The 25,461-nt window shown below is 71.7% G+C and carries 26 protein-coding genes and 1 riboswitch; of the genes, 11 read left to right on the top strand and 15 right to left on the bottom strand.

Translation table 11 applies throughout. The features are described from left to right. Nucleotides 1-7: 7 nt before the first annotated feature. Nucleotides 8-1,393, top strand: coding sequence for a PTS transporter subunit EIIC (locus tag ABT360_RS21585; protein ID WP_351818774.1), 1,386 nt, complete (start codon nucleotides 8-10; stop codon nucleotides 1,391-1,393). On the opposite strand, the gene ABT360_RS21580 is transcribed toward ABT360_RS21585, so the two are convergent. The 5 genes from ABT360_RS21580 to ABT360_RS21560 all read right to left on the bottom strand — a co-directional run bounded on the left by ABT360_RS21580 (nucleotide 1,371) and on the right by ABT360_RS21560 (nucleotide 4,726). Then, nucleotides 1,371-2,054 carry an ABC transporter ATP-binding protein gene (locus tag ABT360_RS21580; RefSeq protein WP_351818771.1) on the bottom strand — a complete coding sequence of 228 codons (684 nt, stop codon included), beginning with the start codon at nucleotides 2,052-2,054 and terminating at the stop codon, nucleotides 1,371-1,373. The genes ABT360_RS21585 and ABT360_RS21580 overlap by 23 nt on opposite strands. Before the next feature lie 30 nt (nucleotides 2,055-2,084). Beyond that, nucleotides 2,085-3,512 carry an ABC transporter permease gene (locus ABT360_RS21575; protein ID WP_351818768.1) on the bottom strand — a complete coding sequence of 476 codons (1,428 nt, stop codon included), beginning with the start codon at nucleotides 3,510-3,512 and terminating at the stop codon, nucleotides 2,085-2,087. 75 nt (nucleotides 3,513-3,587) lie between these two features. Next, nucleotides 3,588-4,211, bottom strand: a complete 624-nt coding sequence (locus ABT360_RS21570) for a Uma2 family endonuclease (RefSeq protein WP_351818765.1) — start codon at nucleotides 4,209-4,211, stop codon at nucleotides 3,588-3,590. 117 nt (nucleotides 4,212-4,328) lie between these two features. After that, nucleotides 4,329-4,532, bottom strand: coding sequence for a hypothetical protein (locus tag ABT360_RS21565; RefSeq protein ID WP_351818762.1), 204 nt, complete (start codon nucleotides 4,530-4,532; stop codon nucleotides 4,329-4,331). Further along, nucleotides 4,529-4,726 carry a hypothetical protein gene (locus tag ABT360_RS21560; protein ID WP_351818759.1) on the bottom strand — a complete coding sequence of 66 codons (198 nt, stop codon included), beginning with the start codon at nucleotides 4,724-4,726 and terminating at the stop codon, nucleotides 4,529-4,531. The genes ABT360_RS21565 and ABT360_RS21560 overlap by 4 nt, the downstream gene beginning before the upstream one ends. A gap of 115 nt (nucleotides 4,727-4,841) precedes the next feature. Here ABT360_RS21560 and ABT360_RS21555 point away from each other — a divergent pair, with 115 nt between their 5' ends. Next, the gene (locus tag ABT360_RS21555) at nucleotides 4,842-5,684 is read left to right on the top strand and encodes a helix-turn-helix domain-containing protein (protein ID WP_351818756.1); all 843 of its coding nucleotides are present in this window, start codon (nucleotides 4,842-4,844) and stop codon (nucleotides 5,682-5,684) included. Further along, nucleotides 5,665-5,907 (top strand): DUF397 domain-containing protein, encoded by a 243-nt coding sequence (locus ABT360_RS21550; RefSeq protein WP_351818754.1) that lies wholly within the window; start codon nucleotides 5,665-5,667, stop codon nucleotides 5,905-5,907. The genes ABT360_RS21555 and ABT360_RS21550 overlap by 20 nt, the downstream gene beginning before the upstream one ends. 31 nt (nucleotides 5,908-5,938) lie before the next feature. Here the strand turns inward: ABT360_RS21550 and ABT360_RS21545 are convergent, their stop codons facing one another. The 5 genes from ABT360_RS21545 to thrC all read right to left on the bottom strand — a co-directional run bounded on the left by ABT360_RS21545 (nucleotide 5,939) and on the right by thrC (nucleotide 10,746). Beyond that, on the bottom strand, nucleotides 5,939-6,385 hold the full coding sequence (locus tag ABT360_RS21545; protein ID WP_351818751.1) for an SRPBCC family protein: 447 nt from the start codon (nucleotides 6,383-6,385) through the stop codon (nucleotides 5,939-5,941). Between the two features lie 91 nt (nucleotides 6,386-6,476). After that, complete coding sequence (gene groL / locus ABT360_RS21540) at nucleotides 6,477-8,099, bottom strand: chaperonin GroEL (RefSeq protein ID WP_351818749.1); 1,623 nt, start codon at nucleotides 8,097-8,099, stop codon at nucleotides 6,477-6,479. 364 nt (nucleotides 8,100-8,463) lie between these two features. Further along, nucleotides 8,464-8,670, bottom strand: coding sequence for a cold-shock protein (locus ABT360_RS21535; protein ID WP_008743607.1), 207 nt, complete (start codon nucleotides 8,668-8,670; stop codon nucleotides 8,464-8,466). A gap of 442 nt (nucleotides 8,671-9,112) precedes the next feature. Beyond that, nucleotides 9,113-9,391 carry a ubiquitin-like small modifier protein 1 gene (locus tag ABT360_RS21530; protein WP_351818747.1) on the bottom strand — a complete coding sequence of 93 codons (279 nt, stop codon included), beginning with the start codon at nucleotides 9,389-9,391 and terminating at the stop codon, nucleotides 9,113-9,115. Between the two features lie 38 nt (nucleotides 9,392-9,429). Next, complete coding sequence (gene thrC, locus ABT360_RS21525; protein WP_351818744.1) at nucleotides 9,430-10,746, bottom strand: threonine synthase; 1,317 nt, start codon at nucleotides 10,744-10,746, stop codon at nucleotides 9,430-9,432. Further along, a riboswitch (SAM riboswitch) is annotated at nucleotides 10,731-10,875 on the bottom strand. (Overlaps the previous gene by 16 nt.) 115 nt (nucleotides 10,876-10,990) lie before the next feature. Here thrC and ABT360_RS21520 point away from each other — a divergent pair. Then, nucleotides 10,991-11,935, top strand: a complete 945-nt coding sequence (locus ABT360_RS21520; RefSeq protein ID WP_351818742.1) for a glucosyl-3-phosphoglycerate synthase — start codon at nucleotides 10,991-10,993, stop codon at nucleotides 11,933-11,935. Nucleotides 11,936-11,980: 45 nt separating this feature from the next. Then, a complete protein-coding gene (locus tag ABT360_RS21515; RefSeq protein WP_351818739.1) occupies nucleotides 11,981-13,426 on the top strand; it encodes an alpha,alpha-trehalose-phosphate synthase (UDP-forming) in 1,446 nt (481 codons plus the stop codon). 256 nt (nucleotides 13,427-13,682) lie between these two features. Here ABT360_RS21515 and otsB read toward each other — a convergent pair whose 3' ends face one another. The 3 genes from otsB to ABT360_RS21500 form a co-directional block, all read right to left on the bottom strand. Continuing rightward, on the bottom strand, nucleotides 13,683-14,534 hold the full coding sequence (gene otsB, locus ABT360_RS21510; RefSeq protein ID WP_351818736.1) for a trehalose-phosphatase: 852 nt from the start codon (nucleotides 14,532-14,534) through the stop codon (nucleotides 13,683-13,685). A 61-nt stretch (nucleotides 14,535-14,595) separates the two neighbouring features. Beyond that, nucleotides 14,596-14,829: a DUF3263 domain-containing protein gene (locus tag ABT360_RS21505; RefSeq protein WP_351818734.1), complete on the bottom strand. Its 234-nt coding sequence runs from the start codon at nucleotides 14,827-14,829 to the stop codon at nucleotides 14,596-14,598. Between the two features lie 13 nt (nucleotides 14,830-14,842). Beyond that, nucleotides 14,843-16,111 carry an extracellular solute-binding protein gene (locus ABT360_RS21500; protein ID WP_444852296.1) on the bottom strand — a complete coding sequence of 423 codons (1,269 nt, stop codon included), beginning with the start codon at nucleotides 16,109-16,111 and terminating at the stop codon, nucleotides 14,843-14,845. Between the two features lie 130 nt (nucleotides 16,112-16,241). Between ABT360_RS21500 and ABT360_RS21495 the strand changes: the two genes are divergently transcribed. The 5 genes from ABT360_RS21495 to ABT360_RS21475 all read left to right on the top strand — a co-directional run bounded on the left by ABT360_RS21495 (nucleotide 16,242) and on the right by ABT360_RS21475 (nucleotide 21,344). Further along, nucleotides 16,242-17,141 (top strand): SIS domain-containing protein, encoded by a 900-nt coding sequence (locus ABT360_RS21495; protein ID WP_351818731.1) that lies wholly within the window; start codon nucleotides 16,242-16,244, stop codon nucleotides 17,139-17,141. Nucleotides 17,142-17,217: 76 nt separating this feature from the next. Continuing rightward, nucleotides 17,218-18,153 carry an ROK family protein gene (locus ABT360_RS21490; protein ID WP_351818728.1) on the top strand — a complete coding sequence of 312 codons (936 nt, stop codon included), beginning with the start codon at nucleotides 17,218-17,220 and terminating at the stop codon, nucleotides 18,151-18,153. Continuing rightward, nucleotides 18,153-19,421, top strand: coding sequence for an N-acetylglucosamine-6-phosphate deacetylase (nagA, locus tag ABT360_RS21485; RefSeq protein WP_351818725.1), 1,269 nt, complete (start codon nucleotides 18,153-18,155; stop codon nucleotides 19,419-19,421). The genes ABT360_RS21490 and nagA overlap by 1 nt, the downstream gene beginning before the upstream one ends. A gap of 130 nt (nucleotides 19,422-19,551) precedes the next feature. Next, complete coding sequence (locus ABT360_RS21480) at nucleotides 19,552-20,478, top strand: 1-phosphofructokinase family hexose kinase (protein WP_351818722.1); 927 nt, start codon at nucleotides 19,552-19,554, stop codon at nucleotides 20,476-20,478. Nucleotides 20,479-20,492: 14 nt separating this feature from the next. Beyond that, on the top strand, nucleotides 20,493-21,344 hold the full coding sequence (locus ABT360_RS21475; RefSeq protein WP_351818719.1) for a class II fructose-bisphosphate aldolase: 852 nt from the start codon (nucleotides 20,493-20,495) through the stop codon (nucleotides 21,342-21,344). 23 nt (nucleotides 21,345-21,367) lie between these two features. Here ABT360_RS21475 and ABT360_RS21470 read toward each other — a convergent pair whose 3' ends face one another. Beyond that, nucleotides 21,368-22,333, bottom strand: coding sequence for a carbohydrate-binding protein (locus ABT360_RS21470; RefSeq protein ID WP_351818716.1), 966 nt, complete (start codon nucleotides 22,331-22,333; stop codon nucleotides 21,368-21,370). A gap of 65 nt (nucleotides 22,334-22,398) precedes the next feature. Further along, complete coding sequence (gene cdgB / locus ABT360_RS21465) at nucleotides 22,399-24,057, bottom strand: diguanylate cyclase CdgB (protein WP_351818713.1); 1,659 nt, start codon at nucleotides 24,055-24,057, stop codon at nucleotides 22,399-22,401. A 297-nt stretch (nucleotides 24,058-24,354) separates the two neighbouring features. Between cdgB and ABT360_RS21460 the strand changes: the two genes are divergently transcribed. After that, nucleotides 24,355-24,930: a flavin reductase family protein gene (locus ABT360_RS21460; protein WP_444852295.1), complete on the top strand. Its 576-nt coding sequence runs from the start codon at nucleotides 24,355-24,357 to the stop codon at nucleotides 24,928-24,930. Nucleotides 24,931-25,461: the final 531 nt, after the last annotated feature.

Raw genomic sequence — 25,461 nt, 5'->3', positions numbered from 1 at the left:
CCGCGCCATGACCGCACCCGCACACGACCCCCGCGCCACCGCCACCGCCCTCCTCCCCCTCGTCGGCGGCGCCGCGAACGTCACCTCCGTCGCCCACTGCATGACCCGCCTCCGCCTCGGCCTCCTCGACCGCACGCTCGTCCAGGACGAGGCGCTCAAGGCCCACCCCGCCGTCCTCGGCGTCGTCGAGGACGGTACGACCTACCAGATCGTCCTCGGCCCCGGCACCGTCGCCCGCGTCACCCCCGAGTTCGAGGCACTCCTCCTCCAGTCCCGGGGCGCCGCCATCAAGGCCGCCCAGAAGGAGCGGAACGCCACCCCCGCCAAGCTCCTCCTCCGTCGCGTCGCGAACATCTTCGTGCCGCTCATCCCCGCCCTCATCGGCTGCGGCATCATCGCCGGTTTCAACGGCCTGCTCCTCAACCTCCACTGGCTGCCCGCCCTCACCCCCGCCCTCGCCGCCATCGCCTCCGGCTTCATGGCGCTGATCGCCGTGTTCGTCGGCCTCAACACGGCGAAGGAGTTCGGCGGTACGCCGATCCTCGGCGGTGCCGTCGCCGCGATCATCGTGTACGCGGGCGTCGCCAGGGTCGAGGCCTTCGGCCAGCAGCTCTCCCCCGGCCAGGGCGGCGTCCTGGGCGCCCTGGCCGCCGCCCTGCTCGCCGTCCACGTGGAGAAGTGGTGCCGACGGCACGTCCCCGAGGCCCTCGACGTACTCGTCACGCCCACCCTCACCGTGCTGGTGTCCGGCCTGGTCACCGTCTACGGCCTGATGTTCGTCGCGGGTGGGGTGTCCACGGCCATCGGCACGGCCGCCGACTGGCTCCTCGCGCACGCCGGGGCGGTCGCCGGGTTCGTACTCGGCGGGCTGTTCCTGCCCCTCGTCATGCTGGGCCTGCACCAAGCCCTGATCCCGATCCACACCACCCTGATCGAGCAGCAGGGCCACACCGTCCTCCTGCCCATCCTCGCGATGGCCGGCGCGGGCCAGGTCGGCGCGGCAGCCGCCGTCTACGTACGCCTCCGCCACCGCACCGACCTCCGCCGCACCATCAAGTCCGCCCTCCCCGCGGGGCTCCTCGGAGTCGGCGAGCCGCTCATCTACGGCGTGTCGCTGCCGCTGGGCAGGCCGTTCATCACCGCGTGCGTGGGCGGGGCGTTCGGCGGCGGGTTCATCGGGCTGTTCAACATGCTCGGCGACAAGGTCGGCTCCACGGCGATCGGCCCGTCCGGCTGGGCGCTGTTCCCGCTGCTCGACGGCGACCGGGGCCTGGCCATGACCACCGTCGCCGTCTACGCGGGCGGGCTGCTCACCGGGTACGTGGCCGGGTTCGCCGCCACGTACCTCTTCGGCATCGGCAAACCGCTGCTCAGCGCACCACCTGCTCCCTGATCGTGACCCGCCCCTTGCGGATCACGGCGAGCCGGGGCGCGCGCCGGGCCAGGGCCGTGTCGTGGGTGACCATCACGAACGTCAGCCCGTTCTCCTCCCACAGCCCTTCCAGCAGGTCCATGATCTCGTCGCGCATCGACTCGTCGAGGTTCCCGGTCGGCTCGTCCGCCAGCAGCACCGCCGGCCGCTTCACCAGCGCCCGCGCTATCGCGACGCGCTGCTGCTGCCCGCCCGACAACTCGCCGGGCAGATGGCACCGCCGCTCCCCCAGCCCCACCGCGACCAGCGCCTCCGCCGCCCGCTCGCGCCGCTCGGCGGCCTTCAGCCCGAGCGGTACGAGGGCGGTCTCCACGTTCTCCAGGGCGGTGAGCGTCGGCACCAGGTTGAAGCCCTGGAACACGAAACCGATCTTCTCCGCCCGTAGGCGCGTCAGCCGCGCCTCGGGCAGCGTGGCCAGGTCGGTGCCGTCCAGGAGCACGCGCCCTTCCGTGGGCCGGTCCAGGCCGCCGAGCATCTGCAACAGCGTGGACTTGCCGCCGCCGGTCGGGCCCTGGATGACCAGCCGCCCGCCGTCCTCGATGATCAGGTCCACCCCGTCGAGGGCCTGGACGGTCTCCTTGCCGCGCCGGTAGCGCTTGGTGACGCCACTGAGCTGGTACATGTGCTGACAACTCCAGTCTTGGTGAGGGATCTATGCGATGCGGCGCAGCGCGTCCGCGGGCCGCAGCCGGGAGGCACGCCATCCGCCGAACCCGCCCGCGACAAGACCGCCCGCGACGGCGAGGGCCACGGCGAGCGCGATGGTGGTGAGGGAGACGGGCGCGGTGAGCGCGATGTCCAGGGCACGGGTCGCGGCGTCCCCCGCCGGCCCGCCACCGCCCGGCCCCCCGGCGAACCGCTGTCCGCCGCCACCGGCGTCCCCGCCCAGCTCGGCCGTCAGCGTCGGGCTGAACGCCGTGACGGCCCACGCCCCGGCCAGCCCGACGCCGATCCCGAGCGCTCCGCCGATCAGCCCGTGGACCAATGCCTCGCCGACCACCTGACGGGTGACGCGCCCGCTCCCCCACCCCAGCGCCTTGAGGGTGCCGAACTCCCGCACCCGCCTGCTGACCGCCGACGACGTCAGCAGCCCCGCCACGACGAACGCCGCGCCCAGCACGACGATCGACAGCCAGGTGCCCACTCCCGCCGCCAGGCCGGAGGCGGTCGACAGGGACCCGGAGACGGTGTCGGCGAGGTCGGCGGACGTGGTGACGGTGGTCCCCGGAACGTTCTTCTGTACAGCGGTCCTGACGTCCTCGATCCGCTGGGAGTCGGTCGCCCGGACGTACACCGTCGTCACCTTGCCCTTGGCGTCGGCGAGCGTCTGCGCCTCGGCGAGCGGCAGGTAGACGTCGGCGGCGGCGTCCCCGCTGTCGGCGGTCGCGACGCCGATGACGCGGTACGCGGTACCGGAGACGGTCAGCCTCTCCCCGACGGCCAGGCCCTGCTCCTTGGCGTACGCGCTGTCGACGACGGCCACCTTGGCGGACGTCTCGGCCGCCGTGAACGTACGCCCGGAGGTGATCTCCGACGACGTCAGCGGCCCGAGCCCCAGGTGGGCGACATCGGTCCCGTACACGGTGTACGAGTCGACCCCGAAGTCGGCCCCGCCCCCCTGTACCCGGCCACCGCCCTGACCAGGCTTCCCCGACTGCGCCTCGCCGCGCTTGAACTGCCCGTCGACCTTCAACACCCGTGCGTTCAGCCCACCGACGGCGTCCGCCACCCCGTCCTGTCCGGCGACCTTCACGACGGTCGAGGCGGCGAGCGTCTCGAACCCCTGCACCATGACGACGTCCTGGCTCTGTGCCCCGCCACCCTCCCCGCTCGCGTCGAACCGGAACCGGGGCCGCCGAACGGCATCGCCTTCCCCTGGCGGCAAGGCGGCCTTGGTGACCGTCATGTCGGTCCCCAGCCCGTACAGCGACTCCAACACCTTGCCCCGGGCCCGGTTCATCCCGGCCGTGACCGAGTCGACCACGATGACCAGCGCGATTCCGAGGGCGAGCCCCGAGGCGACGACCAGCGCCGCTTTGCGTCGACGGCGCAACTCGCGCCGGAGATAGGTGAAGAACATGCCGCGAAAGCTATGGACGCGGCGTGATGGGGGGTTAAGCCCCCGGTGAGAGTCGCATGAGAAGCGGCACGGACGTTACGCGCCGGCCCCCGCGCCGCCCGGGAACGCCGCCGTGTCCAGCGCGACCCCGAACGGCTCGGGCAGGGTGAGCACCTTCCCGAACGGCACCTGCTCGGACTGCTTGTACGTGCCGTCCTGCGGGTCCGCGAACAGGGTGACCATCGCGCCACGGGTGTCGTACCGGTCGATGAGCAGGTACATCGGGACCAGGGCGCGCGCGTAGGCGTGGTACTTCCTGGTCCGGTCGTCCGTGGCGTTGTTCTTGGAGGTGATCTCCACGATCAGCAGGGCCTCGGACGCGTCGACGGGGTCGTACGTGTCCGGGTCGGCGGCAGCGATCAAGTCGGTCGGCATCACGACCAGGTCGGGAACGTACAGTTTGTCGAGCGGCGCGATGTGCACTCCGAGGGTCTGGTAGATGCCCAGTTCGTCGGGCAGCCCCCTGTAGAGGCGGCGCTGCACGACCTCGGCGATGCCGTTGTGGTGCGCGTGTGGCGGCGGTACCAAGAAAATCTTCCCCTTGTCGATCTCGGCGCGCCAGCCCTCGGGCACGTCCAGCCCACGCCAGGCGTCCAGCATGAATTCCCACGTAGGGGGGGTCTCGGGGGCCGGGTCGTTCTCGACCGTCGCGGCTGTCATCGCGGGTCCCTTCTCCCGTGGCCTGAGGAAGGCGAATGTAGATCGACGGGGCGCCGGGGAAGCGCCCCTTTCCTCAGCGTCCCACGATCGTGTGAGCAGCGCACGGACCCGGCACCCTCACGGCAGGCGGGCCTGTCTGTTCAACTCCCGAACGCGCGCTCGCAGAACCTCGCCCGGCGGAGCCGGCGACAGGGCGTCCGGCGGACAGTCCCACTCCCGCCCGCCGCCCAGCGGACGCAGCTGCACATAGCCGCCGACGCGGCCCATGACCTCACCGATCCGCCCGTCCCGGCCGTCGATCATGTACTCGGGCGCGCTCATCGCCGCGCCTCGTGCAGGACGGCGACCAGGCGCATGGCGGTGTCCACGTTGCAGCGCCCCAGCTCCACGAGCGGGTACGGCACGTCACTCGCGGCCGACACCGGGTCGACCCGCAGGGACGGCAGGGTCACGCCCACCCTGCCGAGTTCGTCCCGCAGCTGGTCCACCACTTGCTCCACGGATCGCGTCCCCATGACCAGGCACCTCCACGCTGAGTGTTCGGGTTCTGTACACAGCGTGGTCGATTCGCGGCTAGTCTGAACACAAAGGCGGCCCAACAACCCCATCTGTGCTAACGGGAGTTGACACATGCCCGGTCCGAAGGATCTCGACCCGTCCTCCTCGCCCAGGGCACTGCTCGGCGCCGAACTGCGCCACGCCCGCGAAAAGGCCGAGTTCAGCCAGGAGAAGCTGGGCGAGAAGCTCTTCGTGAGCGGCTCGTTCATCGGCCAGCTGGAGGCCGGCACGCGGCGGATGCAACCGGAGTTCGCGGCACAGATCGATGACGTACTGGGCACGAACGGGTTCTTCCAGCGGAACTGCGAGGCCGCCAACAAGTCGCGATACCCCGATCACTTCGCGGAAGCGGCGGAGGCGGAAGCGGTCGCGACGTCGATCAAGGAGTACGCCCCGCTGCTGATCCCGGGCGTGCTCCAGACGGAGCGGTACGCGCGTGAGGTGTTCCGCGCGTACCAGCCCACCGCGACGGAAGACGCCATCGACGGCCTGGTCGAGGCGCGGCTCGCCCGCGCGCGGATCCTCGACGACCCAACGAAGCCGCTGTTCTGGGCGGTTCTGGACGAGGCGGTCCTGCGACGAGAGGTCGGCGGCCCGGCGGTGATGGCCGAGGCCCTCCAACACATTGCGGAGTTGGGCCGCGCCCACCGGGTGATCGTGCAGGTCCTGCCATTCGAGGCAGGCGCGCACATGGCGCTCGAAGGCGCCCTCAAATTGATGGCCTTCGACGACGCACCACCGCTCGCGTACCTGCAAGGGCTGGGCACGGGGCAGTTGCAGGACGACCCCGCCACCGTCAAACACTACGAACTGTCCTACGATCTCCTCGGGGCCAGCGCACTGTCACCCAGGGAATCCCTGGCCCTGATCACATCAGTGGCGGAGGATTACGCCCATGAAGATCGACATCCTTGAGTGGCGCAAGTCCACATACAGCGGCGGGGACGGCGGCAACTGCCTCGAAGTCGCCAGGTGGCGCAAGTCGACCCACAGCGGCGGCAGCGGCGGCGACTGCCTCGAAGTCGCCGATGGCCACCCCGACCTCGTCCCCGTCCGTGACTCCAAGAACCCCACCGGCCCGAAGCTCGTGTTCCGGGCCGCCGCATGGTCCGCGTTCGTGGCGGACCTCAAGCGATAAGAGCGACAAGAGCGACGCGCGGCCTCGGGGCTCAGGCGGCCCCGGGGCCGTAGCGCGTCTCCAGGAGGTGCCGCAGCATCGCGAGGTCCTTCCGGTTGGCGCGGCGCATGGCGGCGGCGAGGATCCGGCTGCCTCCTCCGCCCCGGTTCCGGAGGGTCATGCGGGTACGGTCGCCCTCGACGCCGTAGGGCTCCCAGGTGTAGGTGGTCTCCATGGGAAACGACCCCTGGTCGGCGCGCATGACCAGCCGCCGCCCGGGCTCGTACTCGACGATCTCGTAGGTGTAGACGAGCCGCCGCCCCAGGAAGCGGGCGACGAACGCGGCCCGTGCGCCGACCTCGACCTCCGAGGAGGTCTCCCACTCCACGGAGACGATGTTGACGTACCACTCGGGCGCGTTCGAGGGATCGGCGGCGTACGCGGCGACGGCGTCGCAGGGGGCGTCGATCACGGTCTCGGTCAGGACGTCGACGGCCATAACCCCAGCGTAGAACGCCCGAGGGCGGTACCCCCCTGGGAGTGGGGGTACCGCCCTCGTCAGCGTCAGGACTGCGTCCGATCCGGGAGGATCAGAAGTCCATGTCACCGCCCGGCATGCCGCCCGGAGCACCGGCCGCGGCCTTCTCCGGCTTGTCGGCGATGACGGCCTCGGTGGTGAGGAACAGCGCCGCGATGGAGGCCGCGTTCTGCAGAGCGGAACGGGTCACCTTGGCGGGGTCGATGATGCCCTCGGCGATCATGTCGACGTACTCACCGGTCGCGGCGTTCAGGCCGTGGCCGACGGGCAGGTTGCGCACCTTCTCGACGATGACGCCACCCTCGAGACCACCGTTGACGGCGATCTGCTTGAGCGGGGCCTCCAGCGCCAGGCGCACGATGTTGGCGCCGGTCGCCTCGTCGCCCTGGAGCTCCAGCTTCTCGAAGACGCTGGACGCCTGGAGCAGGGCCACGCCACCACCGGCGACGATGCCCTCCTCGACGGCGGCCTTGGCGTTGCGCACCGCGTCCTCGATGCGGTGCTTGCGCTCCTTGAGCTCGACCTCGGTGGCGGCACCGGCCTTGATGACGGCCACGCCGCCGGCCAGCTTCGCCAGGCGCTCCTGGAGCTTCTCGCGGTCGTAGTCCGAGTCGGAGTTCTCGATCTCGGCGCGGATCTGGTTGACGCGACCCGCGACCTGGTCGCTGTCACCGGCACCGTCGACGATGGTGGTCTCGTCCTTGGTGATGACGACCTTGCGGGCGCGGCCCAGCAGGTCCAGGCCGGCGTTCTCGAGCTTGAGGCCGACCTCCTCGGAGATGACCTGGCCACCGGTGAGGATGGCGATGTCGTTCAGCATGGCCTTGCGGCGGTCGCCGAAGCCCGGGGCCTTGACGGCGACGGACTTGAAGGTGCCGCGGATCTTGTTGACGACCAGGGTCGACAGGGCCTCGCCCTCGACGTCCTCGGCGATGATCAGCAGCGGCTTGCCGGACTGCATGACCTTCTCCAGCAGCGGGAGGAGGTCCTTCACCGAGGAGATCTTGGAGTTGACGATGAGGATGTACGGGTCGTCGAGCGACGCCTCCATACGCTCCATGTCGGTGGCGAAGTACGCCGAGATGTAGCCCTTGTCGAAGCGCATACCCTCGGTGAGCTCCAGCTCCAGACCGAAGGTCTGGGACTCCTCGACGGTGATGACGCCTTCCTTGCCGACCTTGTCCATGGCCTCGGCGATGAGCTCGCCGATCTGGGTGTCGGCGGCGGAGATGGAGGCCGTGGAAGCGATCTGCTCCTTGGTCTCGACATCCTTCGCCTGCTCCAGCAGCGCACCGGAGACGGCCTCGACGGCGGTCTCGATGCCGCGCTTGAGCGCCATCGGGTTGGCGCCGGCGGCGACGTTGCGCAGACCCTCGCGGACGAGCGCCTGGGCGAGGACGGTCGCGGTGGTCGTACCGTCACCGGCGACGTCGTCCGTCTTCTTGGCGACTTCCTTGACCAGCTCGGCGCCGATCTTCTCGTACGGGTCCTCGAGCTCGATCTCCTTGGCGATGGAAACACCATCGTTGGTGATCGTGGGGGCGCCCCACTTCTTCTCGAGGACGACGTTGCGACCCTTGGGGCCCAGGGTCACCTTGACGGCGTCGGCGAGCTGGTTCATGCCGCGCTCGAGGCCGCGCCGTGCCTCCTCGTCGAACGCGATGATCTTGGCCATGTGAAGTGGTCCTCCCGGACTGGGGTGGATGCTCCGGACCGCGCTGGCGCCCGCGACGGACGGCCTGCCTGCCTGAAGTGGTTCCTTGCCCCACCGGCCTGCGGACCTCACCGACTCGGTCCTTCGTTGTCACTCTCACCTTCAGAGTGCTAACGCCAATGATTAGCACTCGACCCATGCGAGTGCAAGCGCCTCCAGCAGATCCGGCCCTCCGCCGAGGCCGTGCCGACCCCTCGCCGCGGCCCGCCGGGACCCCACCCGGGCATCGTCCGGACATGCGCGAGGGGCCCGCGTCCCCTGGAACGCGAGCCCCTCGGCACTTGCGATGTCGACAGTCGATGGTCGGTCGATCGCGACGCGGCTCTCAGCCGGCGGCGAGCTTGACCATGTCCGCCTGCGGACCCTTCTGGCCCTGCGAGATCTCGAACTCGACTCGCTGACCTTCTTCAAGGGTGCGGTAGCCGTCCATCTGGATCGCGCTGTAGTGGACGAAAACATCCGCACCACCGTCGACCGCGATGAAGCCGTACCCCTTCTCCGCGTTGAACCACTTGACGGTGCCCTGAGCCATGCCTAACTCCCCTATTACTGGCCCTTGCACAGGACCGCACTTCGCGGACCCGGGTCAGACCTCACCCGCTGACAGCTCCCCGAGGCCCTGGGGGCCTGGGGATACCCCAGCGGGCGTGCGCCGGAACGCGTCGACCGCCGCTGAATGTATCTGCCCAACTGCCGTCTGCAACAGGTCAATCGGACGAGAAATCCGAGCACGGATGAACGGAAAATGCGGCCGAAGGGGCCAGAATCCTGGGCAAGTCGGGCCCGGCAAAGCACCCAAAATGGCACAATTCGCGGGGGTACATTGACTGCATCTTGTCGCGGCCGCGCAATCTCTCATATGCGTGCGGCACAGGCAGCGGCGGGGACTTCCCCAACTCTACCGCGCTCAACCATGCAGAATTGCCCCCTCCGCTTCTCTCACGGAGGGGGCAAAGTCCGTCACGCCGCCTGCGTCAGCAGCCGCCTGCGACGGCCGGAATGATCGACACACCCGCACCGTCGGGCGTGGCGGTCTGGAGACCCTGCTCGAAGCGCACGTCGTCGTCGTTGACGTACACGTTCACGAAGCGGCGGAGCTTGCCCTGGTCGTCCAGGACACGGGCGGCGATGCCCGGGTGGTTCTTCTCCAGCGACTCGATGACCTCGGACAGGGTCGCGCCCTCCGCCGTGACCTCGGCCTGGCCGCCGGTGTAGGTACGGAGGATGGTGGGGATGCGGACGTTGACGCTCATGTCGTGATGCTGCCTCTCAGTACAGGCTCAAGTCAGGGTCAGGCCAGGCCGGCGTCGCGGAACGCGTCCAGGCTCGGTCGGATCGTCGCGGTCGGGCCGGTGGTCGGAGCGACGGCGTCGAGGGTCTTCAGGCCGTCGCCCGTGTTGAGCACGACCGTGGTCAGGGACGGGTCCAGCACGCCCGCCTCGATCAACTTCTTCGTCACGCCCACGGTCACGCCACCCGCCGTCTCGGCGAAGATGCCCTCCGTACGCGCCAGCAGCTTGATCGCGTCGACGACCTGCTGGTCGTCGACGTCCTCCACCGCGCCACCGGTCCGGCGGGCGATGTCCAGGACGTAGGGGCCGTCGGCCGGGTTGCCGATGGCGAGCGACTTGGCGATGGTGTTCGGCTTCTGGGGCCGTACGACGTCGTGACCGGCCTTGAAGGCCGTCGACACCGGCGAGCAGCCCTCCGCCTGGGCACCGAAGATCTTGTACGGCTTGTCCTCGACCAGGCCCAGCTTGATGAGCTCCTGGAGCCCCTTGTCGATCTTCGTCAGCTGCGAGCCGGACGCGATCGGGACGACCAGCTGGTCGGGCAGCTTCCACCCCAGCTGCTCGCAGATCTCGTACGCGAGGGTCTTCGAACCCTCCGCGTAGTACGGCCGCAGGTTCACGTTCACGAAGCCCCAGCCCTCGCCCAGCGGGTCGCCGATGAGCTCGGAACAGAAGCGGTTGACGTCGTCGTAGTTGCCCTCGATGCCGACCAGGTCGCCGCCGTAGACGGCGGCCATGACGACCTTGCCCTGCTCCAGGTCGTGCGGGATGAACACGCAGGAACGGAAACCGGCGCGGGCGGCGGCGGCGCCGACGGCACCCGCCAGGTTCCCCGTCGACGAGCAGGACAGGGTGGTGAAGCCGAAGGCGCGCGCCGCCTCGAGCGCCTGCGCGACGACGCGGTCCTTGAAGGAGTGCGTCGGGTTGCCGGAGTCGTCCTTGACGAACAGCTTGCCCGGCTCGACACCCAGCTCGCGCGCCAGGTTGTCCGCCTGGACGAGCTTGGTCCAGCCGGGGTTCAGGTTCGGCTTGTCGGTCACGTCGGCCGGCACGGGCAGGAGAGGGGCGTACCGCCAGATGTTGGCGGGACCGGCCTCGATCTGCTTGCGCAGGGCTTCCGGGTCACCCACCGGCAGGTCGTAGGCGATCTCGAGCGGCCCGAAACACAGCTCACAGGCGAAAATGGGACCGAGCGCGAAGCGCTCGCCGCATTCGCGACAGGAGAGGGCGGAAGCAGGCCCGAGGTCGACGTTCTTGGCGGTGGCGACAGTCTGTACAGCCATGGAGGCGAGGCCCTTTCTCCTCATCTTCCTCATGGCGCACTTCGCCATGAGACGGATTTGGCACCTTCCCTAGCCGGGGCCTCGCGCAAGAGCTTGCGAGTGCCGACTGGAGGGTTGCCGGGGCTTCAACGGGCCGTGTCCCTCTGCCCCTCTGGATGAGCGGTATTCGATTGTTTCCGCGGGGACCCGACATGCGACGGCCATCCGCGTTGTTCAAGACTGTAACCGAACCCCCGGACGCTTGAGATGGTCGTCCGATACGCGAGATGGAGATCACGTGCTGGAAGAGGTGGAGCGCTGGCTGGAGCGGCGGTCCTGGTCCGTGGCCGACCGACCGCTCGACCGGCTGCTCGCGGCCAAGCACGGGACGACCGTCAGTGTCGTGCTGCCGGCACTGAACGAGGAGGCGACGGTCGGCGACATCGTCACCGTGATCCGCCGCGAGCTGATGTCCGCCTCCACCCCGCTCGTCGACGAACTCCTGGTGATCGACTCGGGCTCCACCGACCGGACCTCCGAGGTCGCCGCCGCGGCCGGGGCGCGCGTGGTGCACCGGGACGCGATACTCCCCCGCGTACCCGCCCTCCCCGGCAAGGGCGAGGTGCTGTGGCGCTCCCTCCTCGCCACCACCGGCGACATCGTCTGCTTCGTCGACGCCGACCTGCGTGACTTCTCGGCCGATTTCGTCACCGGGATCGTCGGCCCCCTCCTCACCGACCCGTCCGTCCACTTCGTCAAGGCCATGTACGACCGCCCCCTGGCCGGCTCCCCCGGGCAGGGCGGCCGGGTGACCGAGCTGGTGGCGCGGCCGCTGCTGAACCTGCACTGGCCGCAGCTCGCCGGGTTCGTCCAGCCGCTGGGCGGCGAGTACGCGGCCCGCCGCTCCCTTCTCGAACGTCTCCCCTTCCCCGTCGGCTACGGAGTGGAACTGGGCCTCCTCGTCGACGCCCTGCACACCGTGGGCCTCGACGCCCTCGCGCAGGTGGACGTGGGTGTGCGCAAGCACCGGCACCAGGACGAGCGGGCGCTGGGCCGGATGGCGGCGGCGATCTACCGGACGGCGCAGCTGCGGCTGTCGCGGGGGCACCTGGTGCGGCCGCGGCTGACGCAGTTCGACCGCGGGGACGACGGCTTCGTACCGCGTACGCACGACGTCGACACCGAGGAACGCCCGCCGATGACCGAGGTGGCCGAGTACGCACGGCGCCGCCGGGTGGCCTGAGGGCCGTACGTTTGAGCGTTTCCGCAACGGGCTAGGTTCGTCTCCATGGCAGCCCAGATTCTTGTCGCCTCGAACCGCGGTCCGGTCAGCTACGTACCACGTGAGGACGGGACGTTCGACGCCCGGCGCGGCGGGGGCGGACTGGTGTCGGGACTGTCCGCGATCGGGCCGGACGCGGGCGCGCTGTGGGTGTGCGCCGCGCTGAGCGACGGCGACCGGCAGGCGGTGCGGCAGGGCGTCGCGGCCGAGCCGGGCGTGAAGATGCTCGACATCGACGCGGCGGTGCACGCCGACGCGTACAACGGCATCGCGAACTCCGTGCTGTGGTTCGTGAACCACATGCTGTACCAGACGCCGCTGGAGCCCGTCTTCGACGCGGAATTCCGCCGCCAGTGGGGGTCCTACCGCCTCTACAACCGTGCCTTCGCCGAGGCCCTCGCGGTGGAGGCGGCGGACGGCGCGGTCGTGATCGTCCAGGACTACCACCTGGCCCTGGTCCCCGGAATGCTCCGCGAGCTCCGCCCCGACCTGCGCATCGGCCACTTCTCGCACACGCCGTGGGCGCCGCCGGAGTACTTCTCCATGCTCCCGGACGACATCGCCGAGGAGCTCCTCCTCGGCATGCTCGGCGCGGACCGGCTCGGCTTCCTGACCTGGCGCTGGCTGAAGGCCTTCCAGGACTGCTGCGCGAAGTCCCTGCGGGACATGGACGTGACGACGCACTGGCCCAAGGACCAGTCGCCGATCGTGCAGTACTGGGCGCACGGCAAGCCCCACCAGACCCACCTGGGCGTGCACGGCCTCGGCGCGGACGCCGAGTTCCTCCGCGACCGCTCACGCCGCCCGGACGTGGACGACCGCATGGCGCTGCTGCGCGACCAGATCGGCCCGGACCGCAGGACGGTCGTCCGCGTCGACCGCACGGAGCTGTCCAAGAACATCGTCCGCGGGCTGCTGGCCTTCCGGCACCTGCTGGCCGAGCGGCCCGAGTGGCGCGAGCGCGTCGTGCACCTCGCGTTCGCGTACCCCTCGCGCCAGGACCTGCCGGTCTACCGCGAGTACACCGCCCAGGTCTCCCGGCTCGCCGACGAGATCAACGCGGAGTACGGCCGCGACGGCTGGACGCCGGTGATCCTCCACGTCGAGGACGACTTCGCCCGCTCGCTCGCCGCGTACCGCCTGGCGGACGTGGCGCTGGTCAACCCCATCCGGGACGGCATGAACCTCGTCGCCAAGGAGGTCCCGGTCGTCTCGGACGCGGGCTGCGCGCTGGTGCTGTCCCGGGAAGCGGGCGCGTACGAGGAGCTGCGCGACGACGCGATCACGGTGAACCCTTACGACGTCGTCGGCACGGCGGACGCCCTCCACGAGGCCCTCTCCATGCCCCCCGCCGAGCGCGCGGACCGCACCAAGCGCCTCGCCGCGGCGGCCACCGCCCTGCCCCCGGCCCGCTGGTTCCTCGACCAGCTCAACGCGCTGCGGTCGGCCTGACCGGGGGCTCCGCCCCCATACGCGGCGCTGCAGAGACGGCCGCCCCGCACCACGCGCCGGGAAACGATTCCGACCGTCAGACGAACTACGACCGGGGTGGGGCCGTGCAGGGTCGCCCCCGCAGAGGTTGGCGGCAAAGGCCGGGCTCCCTCACCCGTAACCCAAGGCCGCCGGCCTCGAGGAGGTGAGCCCGGAGGGGCCGCACCCCACCACCCCCCGGCAGGCGACCGCCCCGCACTCCGGCTGCGGGACCGTTTCAGACGGCGGCGGCCAGCGCGGACAGCAGACCCACCACACCCCGGGGGCCCGGCACCAGGAGGTCGGCCCGTTGCGCGACCTCCGGGACCTCGCCGCTGCCGCTGCACACCAGCAGCCCCGGCACCCCGTCCGACCGCAGCTTCTCCACCGCGGCGAACGCCGGCAGGTCACCCAGGTCGTCGCCCGCGTACACCACCGCCTCCGCGCCGATCTCGCGTACGTACTCCGTCAGCGCCACGCCCTTGTCGACGCCCGGGGGGCGCAGTTCGAGGACCAGGCGGCCCGGTTCGAGAACCAGGCCGTGCAGGGTCGCGAGGTCCGCCAGCGGGACGCGCAGGGCGTCGAACGCGGCTTGCGGGTCGTCGGCGCGCCGGGTGTGGACGGCCACCGCGCGGCCCTTCTCCTCGATCCACGTGCCGCGCCACGCGCCCGCCCGGTCCAGGAACCCGGGCAGTTCGGCGCGGACGGCCGCCACGCCGGGGTGCTCGGGGGCGGCCTGGACGGTACCGGTGACGGCGTCCCACCGTTCGGCGCCGTAGTGGCCGAGGACGACCAGGCGCTCCAGGCCCGGCACCCCGGCGAAGCCGCCGTACCGCACGGCGACACCCGCCGGGCGGCCGGTGATGACCGCCACGGACGCGAGGCGCGGGGCGAGCGCGGCGATGGCGGGGACGGCGCCGGGGTGGGCGCGGGCCTGCTCGGGGTCGTCCACGATGTCGGCGAGGGTGCCGTCGAAGTCGAGCGCGACGACCGCCCGCCCGGGGCGGGCCAGGAACGCCGCGAGGCCCTCGCGGCCGGCGGGCGTGGCGGGACGCGGCAGGGACGGCGAGGAATCCGGTGGGGTGCCCATGCACCGAAACCTATCCACACCCCCCGCGCCCCACACCCCCGGCACCCCCGCGCCCCGCACCTCAGCGCCGGGCCTCCCGCGACGCGCGCAGCCGCCGCAGCCGGTTGACGGTGACGGGGTCGTGGGCGAGGGCCCTCGGGTCGTCGAGGAGGGCGTTGAGCAGCTGGTAGTAGCGGGTGGGCGACAGGCCCAGCTGCTCGCGTATCGCACGTTCCTTGGCGCCGGGGCCGGGCCAGGAGCGCCGCTCCATGGCGAGGACGGCACGGTCCCGTTCGGTGAGTGGCTCGGCGGTCATATGAGCAACATAGTTACTCGGCCGCCTCCGCGTCCCTGGCGTCCCGTGCGATGCCCGCCAGCACCGCGTCCGGGTCACCGCCGGGCGCGACGGCCTTGCCGATGTTCTTCTTGACGCTCTCGCTCACCTTCGCCCACGACGTGCGGCCCACCGGGTAGAGCTCGGACGTGGGCAGCTCGTCCAGGAACGGCCACAGGTCCTTGTGCTTGGGGTCCTCGCGCATGGCGGCGCTGGCGGTGCTGGTGACGGGGAGGATGTCGTACTGGTCGGAGAAGGCCAGCACGTTCTTGTCCTGGTACACGTACTCCAGGAACGCGCCGATCTCCTTGCGGTGGCCGTTCTGCTTGAAGGCCATCATCCAGTCGGCCACGCCCATCGCGGGCCGGGGCTCACCGTCGGGGGTGGGCATGGGCACCTTGCCGACCTCCACGCCGGCGTTCTCGGCGGCTTCCATCAGCGTGGGGTGGCCGTTGAGCATGCCGACGTCACCGCGTACGAAGGCGTCGAAGGCTTCCTGCCGGTCGAGGTCGCCGGGGGCGACGGGGCCGGTCAGTCCCTTCCCGACGAGGTTGTTCCTGAGCCAGGTGAAGGTGGCGACGTTCTCGTTGGAATCGATGTCGTAGGTGATGTTGCCGGTGTCGCGGTACCCGCCGCCGCCAGCCAGCATCCACATCATGGTCTCGGCCTGGGACTCCTCGGCGCCGAGCGGCAGCGCGAAGGGGTGGGTCACCCCCTCGCCCTTGAGCTTCTCGGCGGCGGCCCGGATGTCGTTCCAGGTCTTCGGCGGCTTGGCGCCGGCCTTGTCGAACAGGCCCTTGTTGTAGAAGAGGAGCCGGGTGCTGGCCGCGAACGGCATGCCGTACTGGTCCCGGTCGACCTCGCCCGCCCGGCTGAGCAGGGGCAGGAAGTTGGCCTGCGTCGGGATGGGGACGAGTTCCTCGACCTTGTAGAGCCGGCCCGCGGCGGCGTGGTCCGCGTACGCGCCTATCTGCGCCAGGTCGGGCGCCTTGCCGTTCTCGACCATCTCGGCGACCTCGCGGTCGACGTCCTTCCAGGACATGACGTCGACGTCGATCGTGATGCCGGGGTGCGTCTTCTCGAACGAGCGGGCGAGACCGTCCCAGTACTTCTGGGAGGTGTTGCCCGCGCCGCTGCCGTAGTCGGCGGCGACCAGCTTGAGGGTGACGTCCTCGTCACCGTCGCCGATCCCGCAGCCGGCCAGCGTCGCCGCCATGCTCAGTGCGGCCACCGCCGCGGTCAGTCCTGTGTAGCGGCGCTGCACAACTCTTCCCCACTTTTGTGTTCCTGCTGGACCGTTGATTTTCCCACAGCGCGGATGAGGTCTACACCACCTGGGTATCGCTTGGCCGAAGACTGGCCAGTTTCCTCCGCAGCTGTAGGAGCGTCCGCGCATGTCACGTACCGCAGCAGAGATCGCCACCCAGCCCGCCTGCTGGCGCCGCGCCGCCGAGGCGGCCGCGTCGTTCGGCGAGGGCCTGCCGCAGCCGGGCGAGCGGGTCGCCGTGACCGGCTGCGGGACGTCCTGGTTCATGGCCATCGCGTACGCGGCGCTGCGGGAGGCGGCGGGCCAGGGCGAGACGGACGCGTATGCCTCGTCGGAGTTCCCGTCCTCCCGCTCGTACGACCGGGTCGTGGCGATCACCCGGTCGGGTACGACGACGGAGGTGCTGGACCTGCTGGGGCGGGTCCGGGGCCGGGTGCCGACGCTGGCGCTGACGGCCGATCCGAAGACGCCGGTGATGGACACGGCGGACGCGGTCGCGGTGCTGGACTGGGCGGACGAGGAGTCGGTGGTCCAGACCCGGTTCGCGACGACGGCACTGGCGTTCCTGCGCGCGGCCCTGGGCGGGGTACCGGGGGTCAAGCCGGTCGCGGAGGCGGCGGAGGACGCGGAGGCGGCGGTCGCGGATCCGCTGCCGGAGGCGGTGGCCGGGGCGGAGCAGTGGACGTTCCTGGGCCGGGGGTGGACGTACGGCCTGGCGCTGGAGGCGGGGCTGAAGATGCGGGAGGCGGCGGGCGCGTGGACGGAGGCGTACCCCGCGATGGAGTACCGGCACGGCCCGATCGCGATCACCGGCCCGAATCGGGTGGCCTGGGTGTTCGGCGCGGTGCCGGAGGGGCTGGCGGACGAGGTGAAGCGGGTGGGCGGCACGCTCCACGCGCAGGAGAGCGCCGACCCGATGGCGGACCTGATCCGGGCGCAGCGGCTGGCGGTGGCGGTCGCGGAGGCGAAGGGGTACGACCCGGACCGGCCGCGCAACCTCACCCGGAGTGTGATCCTGACCCAGTAGCCCATTTGTATGCAGGGGCAACAATCCAGGGAAGTGGACTAGACCTTTCACGGGTTCACGAGCGACACTGTCTCCCGTGAGACACGTCATCGCCCTCGATGTGGGTGGCACCGGGATGAAGGCCGCCCTGGTCGGAGCCGACGGGGCCCTGCTGTACGAGGCGCGCCGGGCGACCGGCCGGGAGCGCGGCCCCGACGCGGTCGTGGAGACCATCCTCGGCTTCGCCGCCGAGCTCCACGCCCACGGCCGCGAGCGGTACGGCACGGACGCCGTCGCCGCCGGTGTCGCCGTACCCGGCATCGTCGACCCGGACCGGGGCCTCGCGGTGTACGCGGCCAATCTCGGCTGGCGCGACGTCCCGCTGCGCGCCCTGCTCGCCCAGCGGCTCGGCGGCCTGCCGGTCGCCCTCGGGCACGACGTCCGTACCGGCGGGCTGGCCGAGGGCCGCGTGGGCGCCGGCCGGGGCGCCGACCGGTTCCTGTTCGTACCGCTGGGCACCGGCATCGCGGGCGCCATCGGGATCGGCGGCGCCATCGAGGCGGGTGCGCACGGGTACGCGGGCGAGATCGGCCACATCGTGGTCCGCCCCGGCGGGCCCGCGTGCGGCTGCGGGCAGCGCGGCTGCCTGGAGACGCTGGCCTCGGCCTCGGCCGTGTCGCGGGCGTGGGCGGCGGCGAGCGGCGACCCCGAGGCGGACGCGGCGGACTGCGCCAAGGCCGTCGAATCGGGCGACGGGCGTGCCGTACGGGTGTGGCGGGACGCGGTCGCCGCGCTCGCCGACGGCCTGGTCACCGCGCTCACGCTGCTGGACCCCCGCACGCTCATCATCGGTGGCGGTCTCGCCGAGGCGGGGGAAACGTTGTTCACACCCCTTCGGGCGGCCGTCGAGGAACGCGTGACGTTCCAGAAGCTGCCCGCCATCGTGCCGGCGGCCCTCGGGGACACCGCCGGATGCCTGGGCGCGGGCCTGCTCGCCTGGGACCTACTCGCCAGTTCGGAGGTATCCGCCTGATGGCCGATCGCAAGGTTCTCGCCGGCGCCCGCGTGGTGCTGCCGACCGGGATCGTGGACAACGGGCGGGTGATCGTCGAGAACGGCCGTATCGCCGAGGTGACCCCGGCGGGGCCGCCCGGCAACCCCGAGCCGTCCGGACCCACCGGCGTCCGGTCCGGCGCCCCCGCGCGGGCCGCCGCGCAGGCCGGCACCGCGCAGGCCACCGGCGGCCACACCCCGGCGGACGCCCCGGGCGCGCCGGACGTCGACCTCACCGGGTACTGGGTGGTGCCCGGGTTCGTCGACATGCACAACCACGGCGGCGGTGGTGCGTCGTTCACCTCCGGGACCGTGGAGGAGGTCCTGAAGGGCGTCCACACGCACCGGCTGCACGGCACCACCACCGTCGTCGCCTCCACCGTCACCGGTGAGATGGACTTCCTCGCGCACCGCGCCGGGGAGCTGTCGGAGCTGGCCGAGCAGGGCGACATCGCGGGCATCCACTTCGAGGGGCCGTTCATCTCGCCGTGCCGCAAGGGCGCGCACAGCGAGGCCCTGCTGCGCGACCCGGACCCGGCCGAGGTGCGCAAGCTGGTCGACGCGGCGCGCGGCCACGCCAGGATGGTCACCCTCGCCACCGAACTGCCCGGCGGCATCGACTCCGTACGCCTGCTGGCCGAGCACGGTGTCATCGCCGCGATCGGGCACACGGACGCCACGTACGAGCAGACGGTCGAGGCCATCGACGCGGGCGCCACCGTCGCCACGCACCTCTACAACGCGATGCCCGCGCTCGGCCACCGCGCGCCGGGCCCGATCGCCGCACTGCTGGAGGACGAGCGGGTCACCGTCGAGCTGATCAACGACGGTACGCATCTGCACCCGGCCGCCCTGGAACTGGCGTTCCATCACGCCGGCCCGGACCGGGTCGCGTTCATCACCGACGCGATGGACGCGGCCGGCTTCGGCGACGGCGTCTACCACCTGGGCCCCCTGGAGGTGGAGGTCCGCGAGGGCGTCGCCCGGCTGGTGGAGGGCGGCTCGATCGCGGGCTCCACCCTGACGCTCGACACCGCGTTCAAGCGGGCGGCGACCATCGACGGGCTGCCCGTCGAGTCGATCGTGCGCGCGGTCTCCGCCAACCCGGCGAAGCTGCTCGGCGTGGAGGACAAGGTGGGCTCCCTGGAGCCCGGCAAGGACGCCGACCTGGTGGTCCTGGACCGTGCATTCACCCTGGTGGGTGTCATGCGTAAGGGCGAATGGGTGATTGAGCCCCAACTGGGCTGATTTTTGAATGAATTACTGCAAGGCGGTTGGGCCGGGGGACTGGGCCAACCGCCTTCGGTTTGGCATGATCAGGACCCGAAAGCTTCAAGCAAGAGGCGGAAGCAAGCGCGTACTCCCGGGGGTGTTACGGGTGATCCTGACGGTCACGCTCAACACCGCGCTCGACATCACCTACACGGTGGACGCGCTGGTTCCCCATTCCTCGCACCGCGTCACCGACGTCGCCGAACGCCCCGGCGGCAAGGGCGTCAACGTCGCCCGCGTCCTCGCCGCCCTGGGCCACGACACCGTGGTCACCGGCTTCGCGGGCGGCCCCACCGGCGACATCCTGCGCGGTCTGCTCGCGTCGCTGCCCGTGCGCGACGCGCTCGTCCCGGTGGCCGGGACCACGCGCCGCACCGTCGCCGTCGTGGACGCCTCGACCGGCGACACCACCCAGCTCAACGAGCCGGGCCCGACCCTGACGCCCGACGAATGGTCGGCCTTCCTCACCCGCTACGAGGAACTGGTGCGCGACGCCGACGCCGTCGCCCTGTGCGGCAGCCTGCCGCCCGGCATCCACGTCGGGGCGTACGCGGACCTGGTGCGCCGCGCCCGTGCCGCGTCCGTCCCCGTCCTGCTGGACACCAGCGGCGAACCGCTGCGCCGGGGCATCGCCGCCCGCCCCGACCTGATCAAACCCAACGCCGACGAGCTGGCCCGGCTCACCGGCTCCCGCGAACCGCTGCGCGCCACGCGTGACGCCCGCCGCCGGGGCGCCCACGCCGTGGTCGCCTCGCTCGGACCGGACGGGCTGCTGGCGGTCACCCCGGACGGCACCTGGCGGGCGGCCCCGCCGACGGCGGTGAAGGGCAACCCGACCGGCGCGGGCGACTCGGCGGTGGCGGGCCTGCTGGCCGGCCTGGTCGAGGGCGCGGCGTGGCCCGAGCGGCTGGCCCGGGCGACCGCCCTGTCGGCGGCGACGGTCCTGGCTCCGGCGGCGGGCGAGTTCGACATGACGACATACCGGGAACTGCTGTCCAGGATCACGGTGACGGAGCACGCCACGGCCGCTTGATGGAGGTACCGCACATGCCCCTCGTCCCCACCGGCGAACTGATCGCCCGGGCCAGGTCCGCGGACGGCGCCGTCGCCGCGTTCAACGTCATCACGTTGGAGCACGCGGAGGCGATCGCGGCGGGGGCCGAACGGGTGGGGCGGCCCGCGATCCTCCAGATCTCCGAGAACGCCGTGAAGTTCCACGGCGGTGACCTGTGCGCCGTCGCGGCCGCCTCGGCCGCCGTCGCCCGCGCGTCCACCGCACCGCTGGGCCTGCACCTGGACCACGTGGTCTCGCCGGAGCTGCTGCGCGGCGCCCACACCGAGGGCTTCAGCTCCGTGATGTTCGACGCGTCGAAACTGAGCTACGGCGACAACGTCAAGGCGACCGCCGACGCCGTGCGGTGGGGGCACGAACGGGGCATCTGGGTCGAGGCCGAACTGGGCGAGGTCGGCGGCAAGGACGGCGAGCCGCCGCTGGACGCCCACGCCCCGGGCGTCCGCACCGACCCGGCGGAGGCCGCCGCGTACATCGCGGACACCGGCGTCGACGCCCTGGCCGTCGCGGTCGGCTCCAGCCATGCGATGACCGAGCGCACGGCCGCCCTCGACCACGCCCTGATCACCGCCCTGCGCGACGCCGTCCCCGTCCCGCTGGTCCTGCACGGATCGTCGGGCGTCCCGGACGACGAACTCCGCGCGGCGATCGCGGCCGGCATGACGAAGATCAACGTCGGTACGGCCCTGAACACCGCCTTCACCGGCGCGGTACGCGCGTTCCTGGCCGACCACCCCGAGACGGTGGACCCCCGGAAATACCTCGCCCCCGCTCGCGAGGCGATGACGGGGACGGTGGCGCACTTCCTGACGGTGATCAGCCCATGACGGGGATCAGCCCACGACGGTGATCAGCCCTTGACGTGGCCCTGCTGAAGCCAGACCTGGTCGAGGTACGCCTCGCACTGGTTGCCCGGCTCGCACGACATCTTCATCGTGTTCGTGCCCTTCTTGAGCTCGGCGTAGGAGTAGGTGTACGTCCAGCCCTTCTCCCACTCGCCCTCCGCCGCGTGCGCGAAGTTCTTCATCCTGATCTCGCGCGGCGCCTCACCGTTGACGGACAGGGTCGCGTTGGCGTCCTTGCCCGGCACGCTGTAGCTCAGGAACAGCGTGTACGGGCCGTCCTCCGGAACGTCGACCGTCCAGCTCGCGGAGCCGCCGGCGCCGTTGAACATGACGTACGCGCCGTCCGCGCCCTTCGCGCCCTTGACCTCCGTGCCCAGCCGGGCCGGGCCGCCGAGCTGGAGCGTCGCCGCGTCCTGCTTCGGCAGTTCCACCGGCTCCTTGTCGTCGGCCTTGGAGGCGTCCGGGCTCGGGGACTGCTGGACCTGGGTCGCGGGCGCCGAGGGGGTGGCCTGGTTGTTCTTGTCGTCGTCCTTGGTGTTCGTCAGGACGGCGACCGTGATGCCGATCACCACGACCAGGACGACCGCGACCGCGCCGATCAGCAGCCCCCTGGTGTTGGGGCCGCCGCCCTGGCCGCCGCGCTGCGGGGGCTGTGCCTGGGGCACCGGGCGGGTCCGGTCCGCGCCCGGGTAGGTCTCCGGGGCCGCGTACTGGGGGCTCGGCTGGGCGTACTGCTGCTGGTACTGCTGCTGCGGCGGCACCTGGCCACCACCGCCGTACTGCCGCTCGCCGACCGCCCGAACCTGGTTGTACGACGTTCTGGGCACTCCCGGCTGAGCGGCCGGACCCGGGTAGCCGTAGCCGCCGCCCTGACGCGACGACTGCGCGCCCGCCGTCTGTCCGTCCGCGTAGAGGTAGCCGAACGGATCGTCGTCCTCGGGCGTGCTCGCGCCGTTGTTACCGGCAGCCATCCCTGGTCACTCCTCATCCCTGCTCGCCAGCGGTCACCGACCCGGGCGAGCCTACCTCGAACGGCCTACCCCGCTCGGCGGTGAACCTTCGAGCGGGAGCGCTTCTCGATGTACATCCGCTGGTCAGCGGAGTTCAGCACCTCTTCGACGGACATTCCGCACTCCGCCCAGCCGATCCCGAAACTGGCCCCTACGCGCACCGCGCGCCCGTCCACCCGGATCGGCGGGATGATCGCGTTGCGCAGGCGTACGGCCAGGTCGGCGGCGTCGGCGGCGCCCAGCCCGTCGGCGAGGACGACGAACTCGTCACCGCCGAGCCGGGCGACGGTGTCCCCGTCCCGGACCCCGGCGCTCAGGCGGCGGGCCACCTCGATGAGGACCGCGTCACCGGTGTGGTGCCCGAACCGGTCGTTGATCGACTTGAAGCCGTCCAGGTCGCAGAAGAGGACGGCGAGGCCCTTCGTACCGTCGTCCACCTCGGTGTCGGGGGCGACGGCGTGCACATGGTGGTCGTACGCGCCGGCCTCCGCGCGGGCGCCGAAGTCGAAGCCGTCGCCCCGGTAGGCGTGCTCGCCGTACTCGTAGTCCCCGCCGTCGTAGGCGTCGACCTCGTGCGTCCCGGCCGTCGCCCGCACCGCGTGCGGGCGGGAGCACAGCCGGGAGCTGAGGCGGGCCCGCAGCTCGGCGCTGTTGGGCAGGCCGGTCAGCGCGTCGTGGGAGGCACGGTGGGCGAGCTGGAGCTCGTGGCGCTTGCGCTCCTCGATGTCCTCGACGTGGGTGAGCAGGAAGCGCGGTCCGTCGGCGGTGTCGGCGACCACCGAGTTGCGCAGCGACACCCACACGTAGGTGCCGTCCCGGCGGGCCAGCCGCAGCTCGGCGCGGCCGCCCTCGGCGGAGGTGCGCAGCAGGGTGCCGATGTCCTCGGGGTGGACGAGGTCGGCGAAGGAATAGCGGCGCATCACGGAGGCGGGGCGGCCGAGCAGCCGGCACAGCGCGTCGTTGGCGCGCAGCAGCCGGCCGTGCTGGTCGCCGCCCATCTCGGCGATCGCCATGCCGGAGGGGGCGTACTCGAAGGCCTGGCGGAACGACTCCTCACTGGCGCGCAGCGCCTGCTGCTCGCGTTCCAGGCGGACCAGGGCGCGCTGCATGTTGGCGCGGAGGCGTGCGTTGCTGATCGCGATGGCGGCCTGGGAGGCGTACATCTGGAGCGCCTCCTGACCCCAGGGGCCGGGGCGGCGGCCGTTGCGCGGGCGGTCGACGGAGATGACGCCGAGGAGCTCGCGGCCGCTGCCGGAGGCATACATGGGGGCGTAGAGGCGGTCGCGGGGGTGCCACTCGTCCTCGAAGCGGGGCTCGGGACCATCGGTGTGCCACTGGGGTACGTCGTCCTCTATCAGGACCCAGCCCTCGGTGTGCGGGATGAAGCGGAGCTCGCCCCACGCCTCGCCCATGCTCAGCCGCCGCTCCCAGGAGGCCCGGGAGCCGACCCGGCCGGTGATCAGCGCCTCGGCGGCGGGGCTGCCGGCGAAGGCGGCGACGACGAGGTCACCGTCGGGGCGTACGAGGTTCACACAGGCCAGCTCGTAACCGAGACCGGCGGTGACGCCGTCGGCGACGGTCTGCAGCGTGTCGGCCAGACTGCGGGCCGTGTTGAGGTTGGCGACGACCTGATGCAGCTGCCGCAGGGTCGCAAGACGGACGTACGGCTCCGACTCGGTCTCCATTGCTCGCTCTCCCTGAGACCTCGACAGCAACTCCAGGGTTCTCATCGGCGCTCTTGTTGCACTGTCACCGCCACTGAATCACAGCGAGCTGTGCCCCAGGTACACAGGGTCAACAAAACCTGCGCTCTGTGACTCAAGTCACAAAGGATGATGTTGGTTACGGAGGATGGCCGAACTGCGGGTGACCGGCCACCGAACTCCTGGTGAACGCACAGTATGGGGCCGGGACCGCTTCTGGACCTAGGACCTGCGGCTGGTCCCCTGGCCCGATGCGGGCCGGGCGGGGGCGGGGTTAGCGTGCCCGGTGTGTTGCCGACGACCCAGACCCAGACCCAGACCCCGGCCGCTCCTGGCGTCCCTCATCCTGAGGGGGTGAGCAACGACGAGTTCCGGGCCGCGATGTCCCGCCTGGCCGCCGGTGTGGTGCTGGTCACGGCCCACGACCCGGACGAGGGCCCGCGCGGGGAGGACGTCGGCATGACGGCGACGGCCTTCCTGTCGGTGTCCCTGGACCCGCCGCTGGTCCTGGTGAGCCTCCGCAACGGCTCCCGCATGGACGACCTCCTGGCGGAGCAGCCGCTGTGGGGCGTCTCCGTCCTCGCGGAGGGCCAGCGGCAGATCGCGGGCCGGTTCGCCATGAAGGGCCGCGTCAGCGACCGGCTGCTGTTCGCCGACATCCCCACCACCCGAGGCGCGGCGAGCGGCGCGCTGCTCGTCGGCGGGGCGCTGGCGACGCTGGAGTGCCGCACGGAACAGCGCGTGGAGGCGGGCGACCATACGTTGGTCATCGCCCGCGTCCTCACGGTCGGCTTCCCCGGCGGGGACGGCGACCCCCTGACGTACTTCCGCGGCAACTACCGCCACCTGTCCTGACGGCCGGGGGCGGTAGTTGCCGCGGCCAGCGGCCCCCACCGGCGCCCCCCGTTGTGGGCAGTCGTTCCCGTTCGGGGCCCCCGTTGTGGGCAGTCGTCCCCACCGGCGCCCCCCGTTGTGGGCAGTCGTTCCGCAGGGCGGAACGGGTGGGCACAACGGGCGGGGCGGTGCTCGTTCCCGGTAACCGGCCGGGGCGGCGCCTGCGCCGGTGGGTGGGGCGTGGCCCCTCCGGGCTCACCTCCTCGAGGCCGGCGGCCCTGGGCCCCGGACACGGGAGCCGTGTCGGCGCCGCCGACCTCTGCGGGGGCGACCCTGCACGGCCCCGCCTGCGCCGGAGGGCGGGTGCGGGACGCGGGAAGGGGGCACGGCCCCGCCCGCGCCGGAGGGCGGGTGCGGGACGCGCGAAGGGGGCACGGCCCCGCCTGCGCCGGAGGGCGGGTGCGGGACGCGGGAGGAGGGCACGGCCCCGCCTGCGCCGGTGGGCGGGTGCGGGACGCGGGAGGAGGGCACGGCCACGCCCGCGCCGGTGGG

Origin of the sequence: Streptomyces sp. NPDC000229 (genome assembly GCF_040300825.1) — a bacterium.
Lineage (GTDB): Bacteria > Actinomycetota > Actinomycetes > Streptomycetales > Streptomycetaceae > Streptomyces.
Note: the sequence above shows the minus strand (reverse complement) of the source record. Positions and strands in the feature narration are given on the sequence as shown.

Bases quoted from the DNA above. Each gene is read 5' to 3' on its own strand.
- otsB (WP_351818736.1), bottom strand. From the start codon at position 14,534: ATGGGCACCCCACCGGATTCCTCGCCGTCCCTGCCGCGTCCCGCCACG.
- ABT360_RS21495 (WP_351818731.1), top strand. From the start codon at position 16,242: ATGTCACGTACCGCAGCAGAGATCGCCACCCAGCCCGCCTGCTGGCGC.
- thrC (WP_351818744.1), bottom strand. From the start codon at position 10,746: ATGAGGAAGATGAGGAGAAAGGGCCTCGCCTCCATGGCTGTACAGACT.
- ABT360_RS21570 (WP_351818765.1), bottom strand. From the start codon at position 4,211: ATGACAGCCGCGACGGTCGAGAACGACCCGGCCCCCGAGACCCCCCCT.
- ABT360_RS21530 (WP_351818747.1), bottom strand. From the start codon at position 9,391: ATGAGCGTCAACGTCCGCATCCCCACCATCCTCCGTACCTACACCGGC.
- ABT360_RS21535 (WP_008743607.1), bottom strand. From the start codon at position 8,670: ATGGCTCAGGGCACCGTCAAGTGGTTCAACGCGGAGAAGGGGTACGGC.
- ABT360_RS21585 (WP_351818774.1), top strand. From the start codon at position 8: ATGACCGCACCCGCACACGACCCCCGCGCCACCGCCACCGCCCTCCTC.
- ABT360_RS21565 (WP_351818762.1), bottom strand. From the start codon at position 4,532: ATGAGCGCGCCCGAGTACATGATCGACGGCCGGGACGGGCGGATCGGT.
- ABT360_RS21560 (WP_351818759.1), bottom strand. From the start codon at position 4,726: ATGGGGACGCGATCCGTGGAGCAAGTGGTGGACCAGCTGCGGGACGAA.
- groL (WP_351818749.1), bottom strand. From the start codon at position 8,099: ATGGCCAAGATCATCGCGTTCGACGAGGAGGCACGGCGCGGCCTCGAG.
- ABT360_RS21550 (WP_351818754.1), top strand. From the start codon at position 5,665: ATGAAGATCGACATCCTTGAGTGGCGCAAGTCCACATACAGCGGCGGG.
- ABT360_RS21470 (WP_351818716.1), bottom strand. From the start codon at position 22,333: ATGGCTGCCGGTAACAACGGCGCGAGCACGCCCGAGGACGACGATCCG.
- nagA (WP_351818725.1), top strand. From the start codon at position 18,153: ATGGCCGATCGCAAGGTTCTCGCCGGCGCCCGCGTGGTGCTGCCGACC.
- ABT360_RS21580 (WP_351818771.1), bottom strand. From the start codon at position 2,054: ATGTACCAGCTCAGTGGCGTCACCAAGCGCTACCGGCGCGGCAAGGAG.
- ABT360_RS21505 (WP_351818734.1), bottom strand. From the start codon at position 14,829: ATGACCGCCGAGCCACTCACCGAACGGGACCGTGCCGTCCTCGCCATG.
- ABT360_RS21515 (WP_351818739.1), top strand. From the start codon at position 11,981: ATGGCAGCCCAGATTCTTGTCGCCTCGAACCGCGGTCCGGTCAGCTAC.
- cdgB (WP_351818713.1), bottom strand. From the start codon at position 24,057: ATGGAGACCGAGTCGGAGCCGTACGTCCGTCTTGCGACCCTGCGGCAG.
- ABT360_RS21575 (WP_351818768.1), bottom strand. From the start codon at position 3,512: ATGTTCTTCACCTATCTCCGGCGCGAGTTGCGCCGTCGACGCAAAGCG.
- ABT360_RS21545 (WP_351818751.1), bottom strand. From the start codon at position 6,385: ATGGCCGTCGACGTCCTGACCGAGACCGTGATCGACGCCCCCTGCGAC.
- ABT360_RS21475 (WP_351818719.1), top strand. From the start codon at position 20,493: ATGCCCCTCGTCCCCACCGGCGAACTGATCGCCCGGGCCAGGTCCGCG.
- ABT360_RS21555 (WP_351818756.1), top strand. From the start codon at position 4,842: ATGCCCGGTCCGAAGGATCTCGACCCGTCCTCCTCGCCCAGGGCACTG.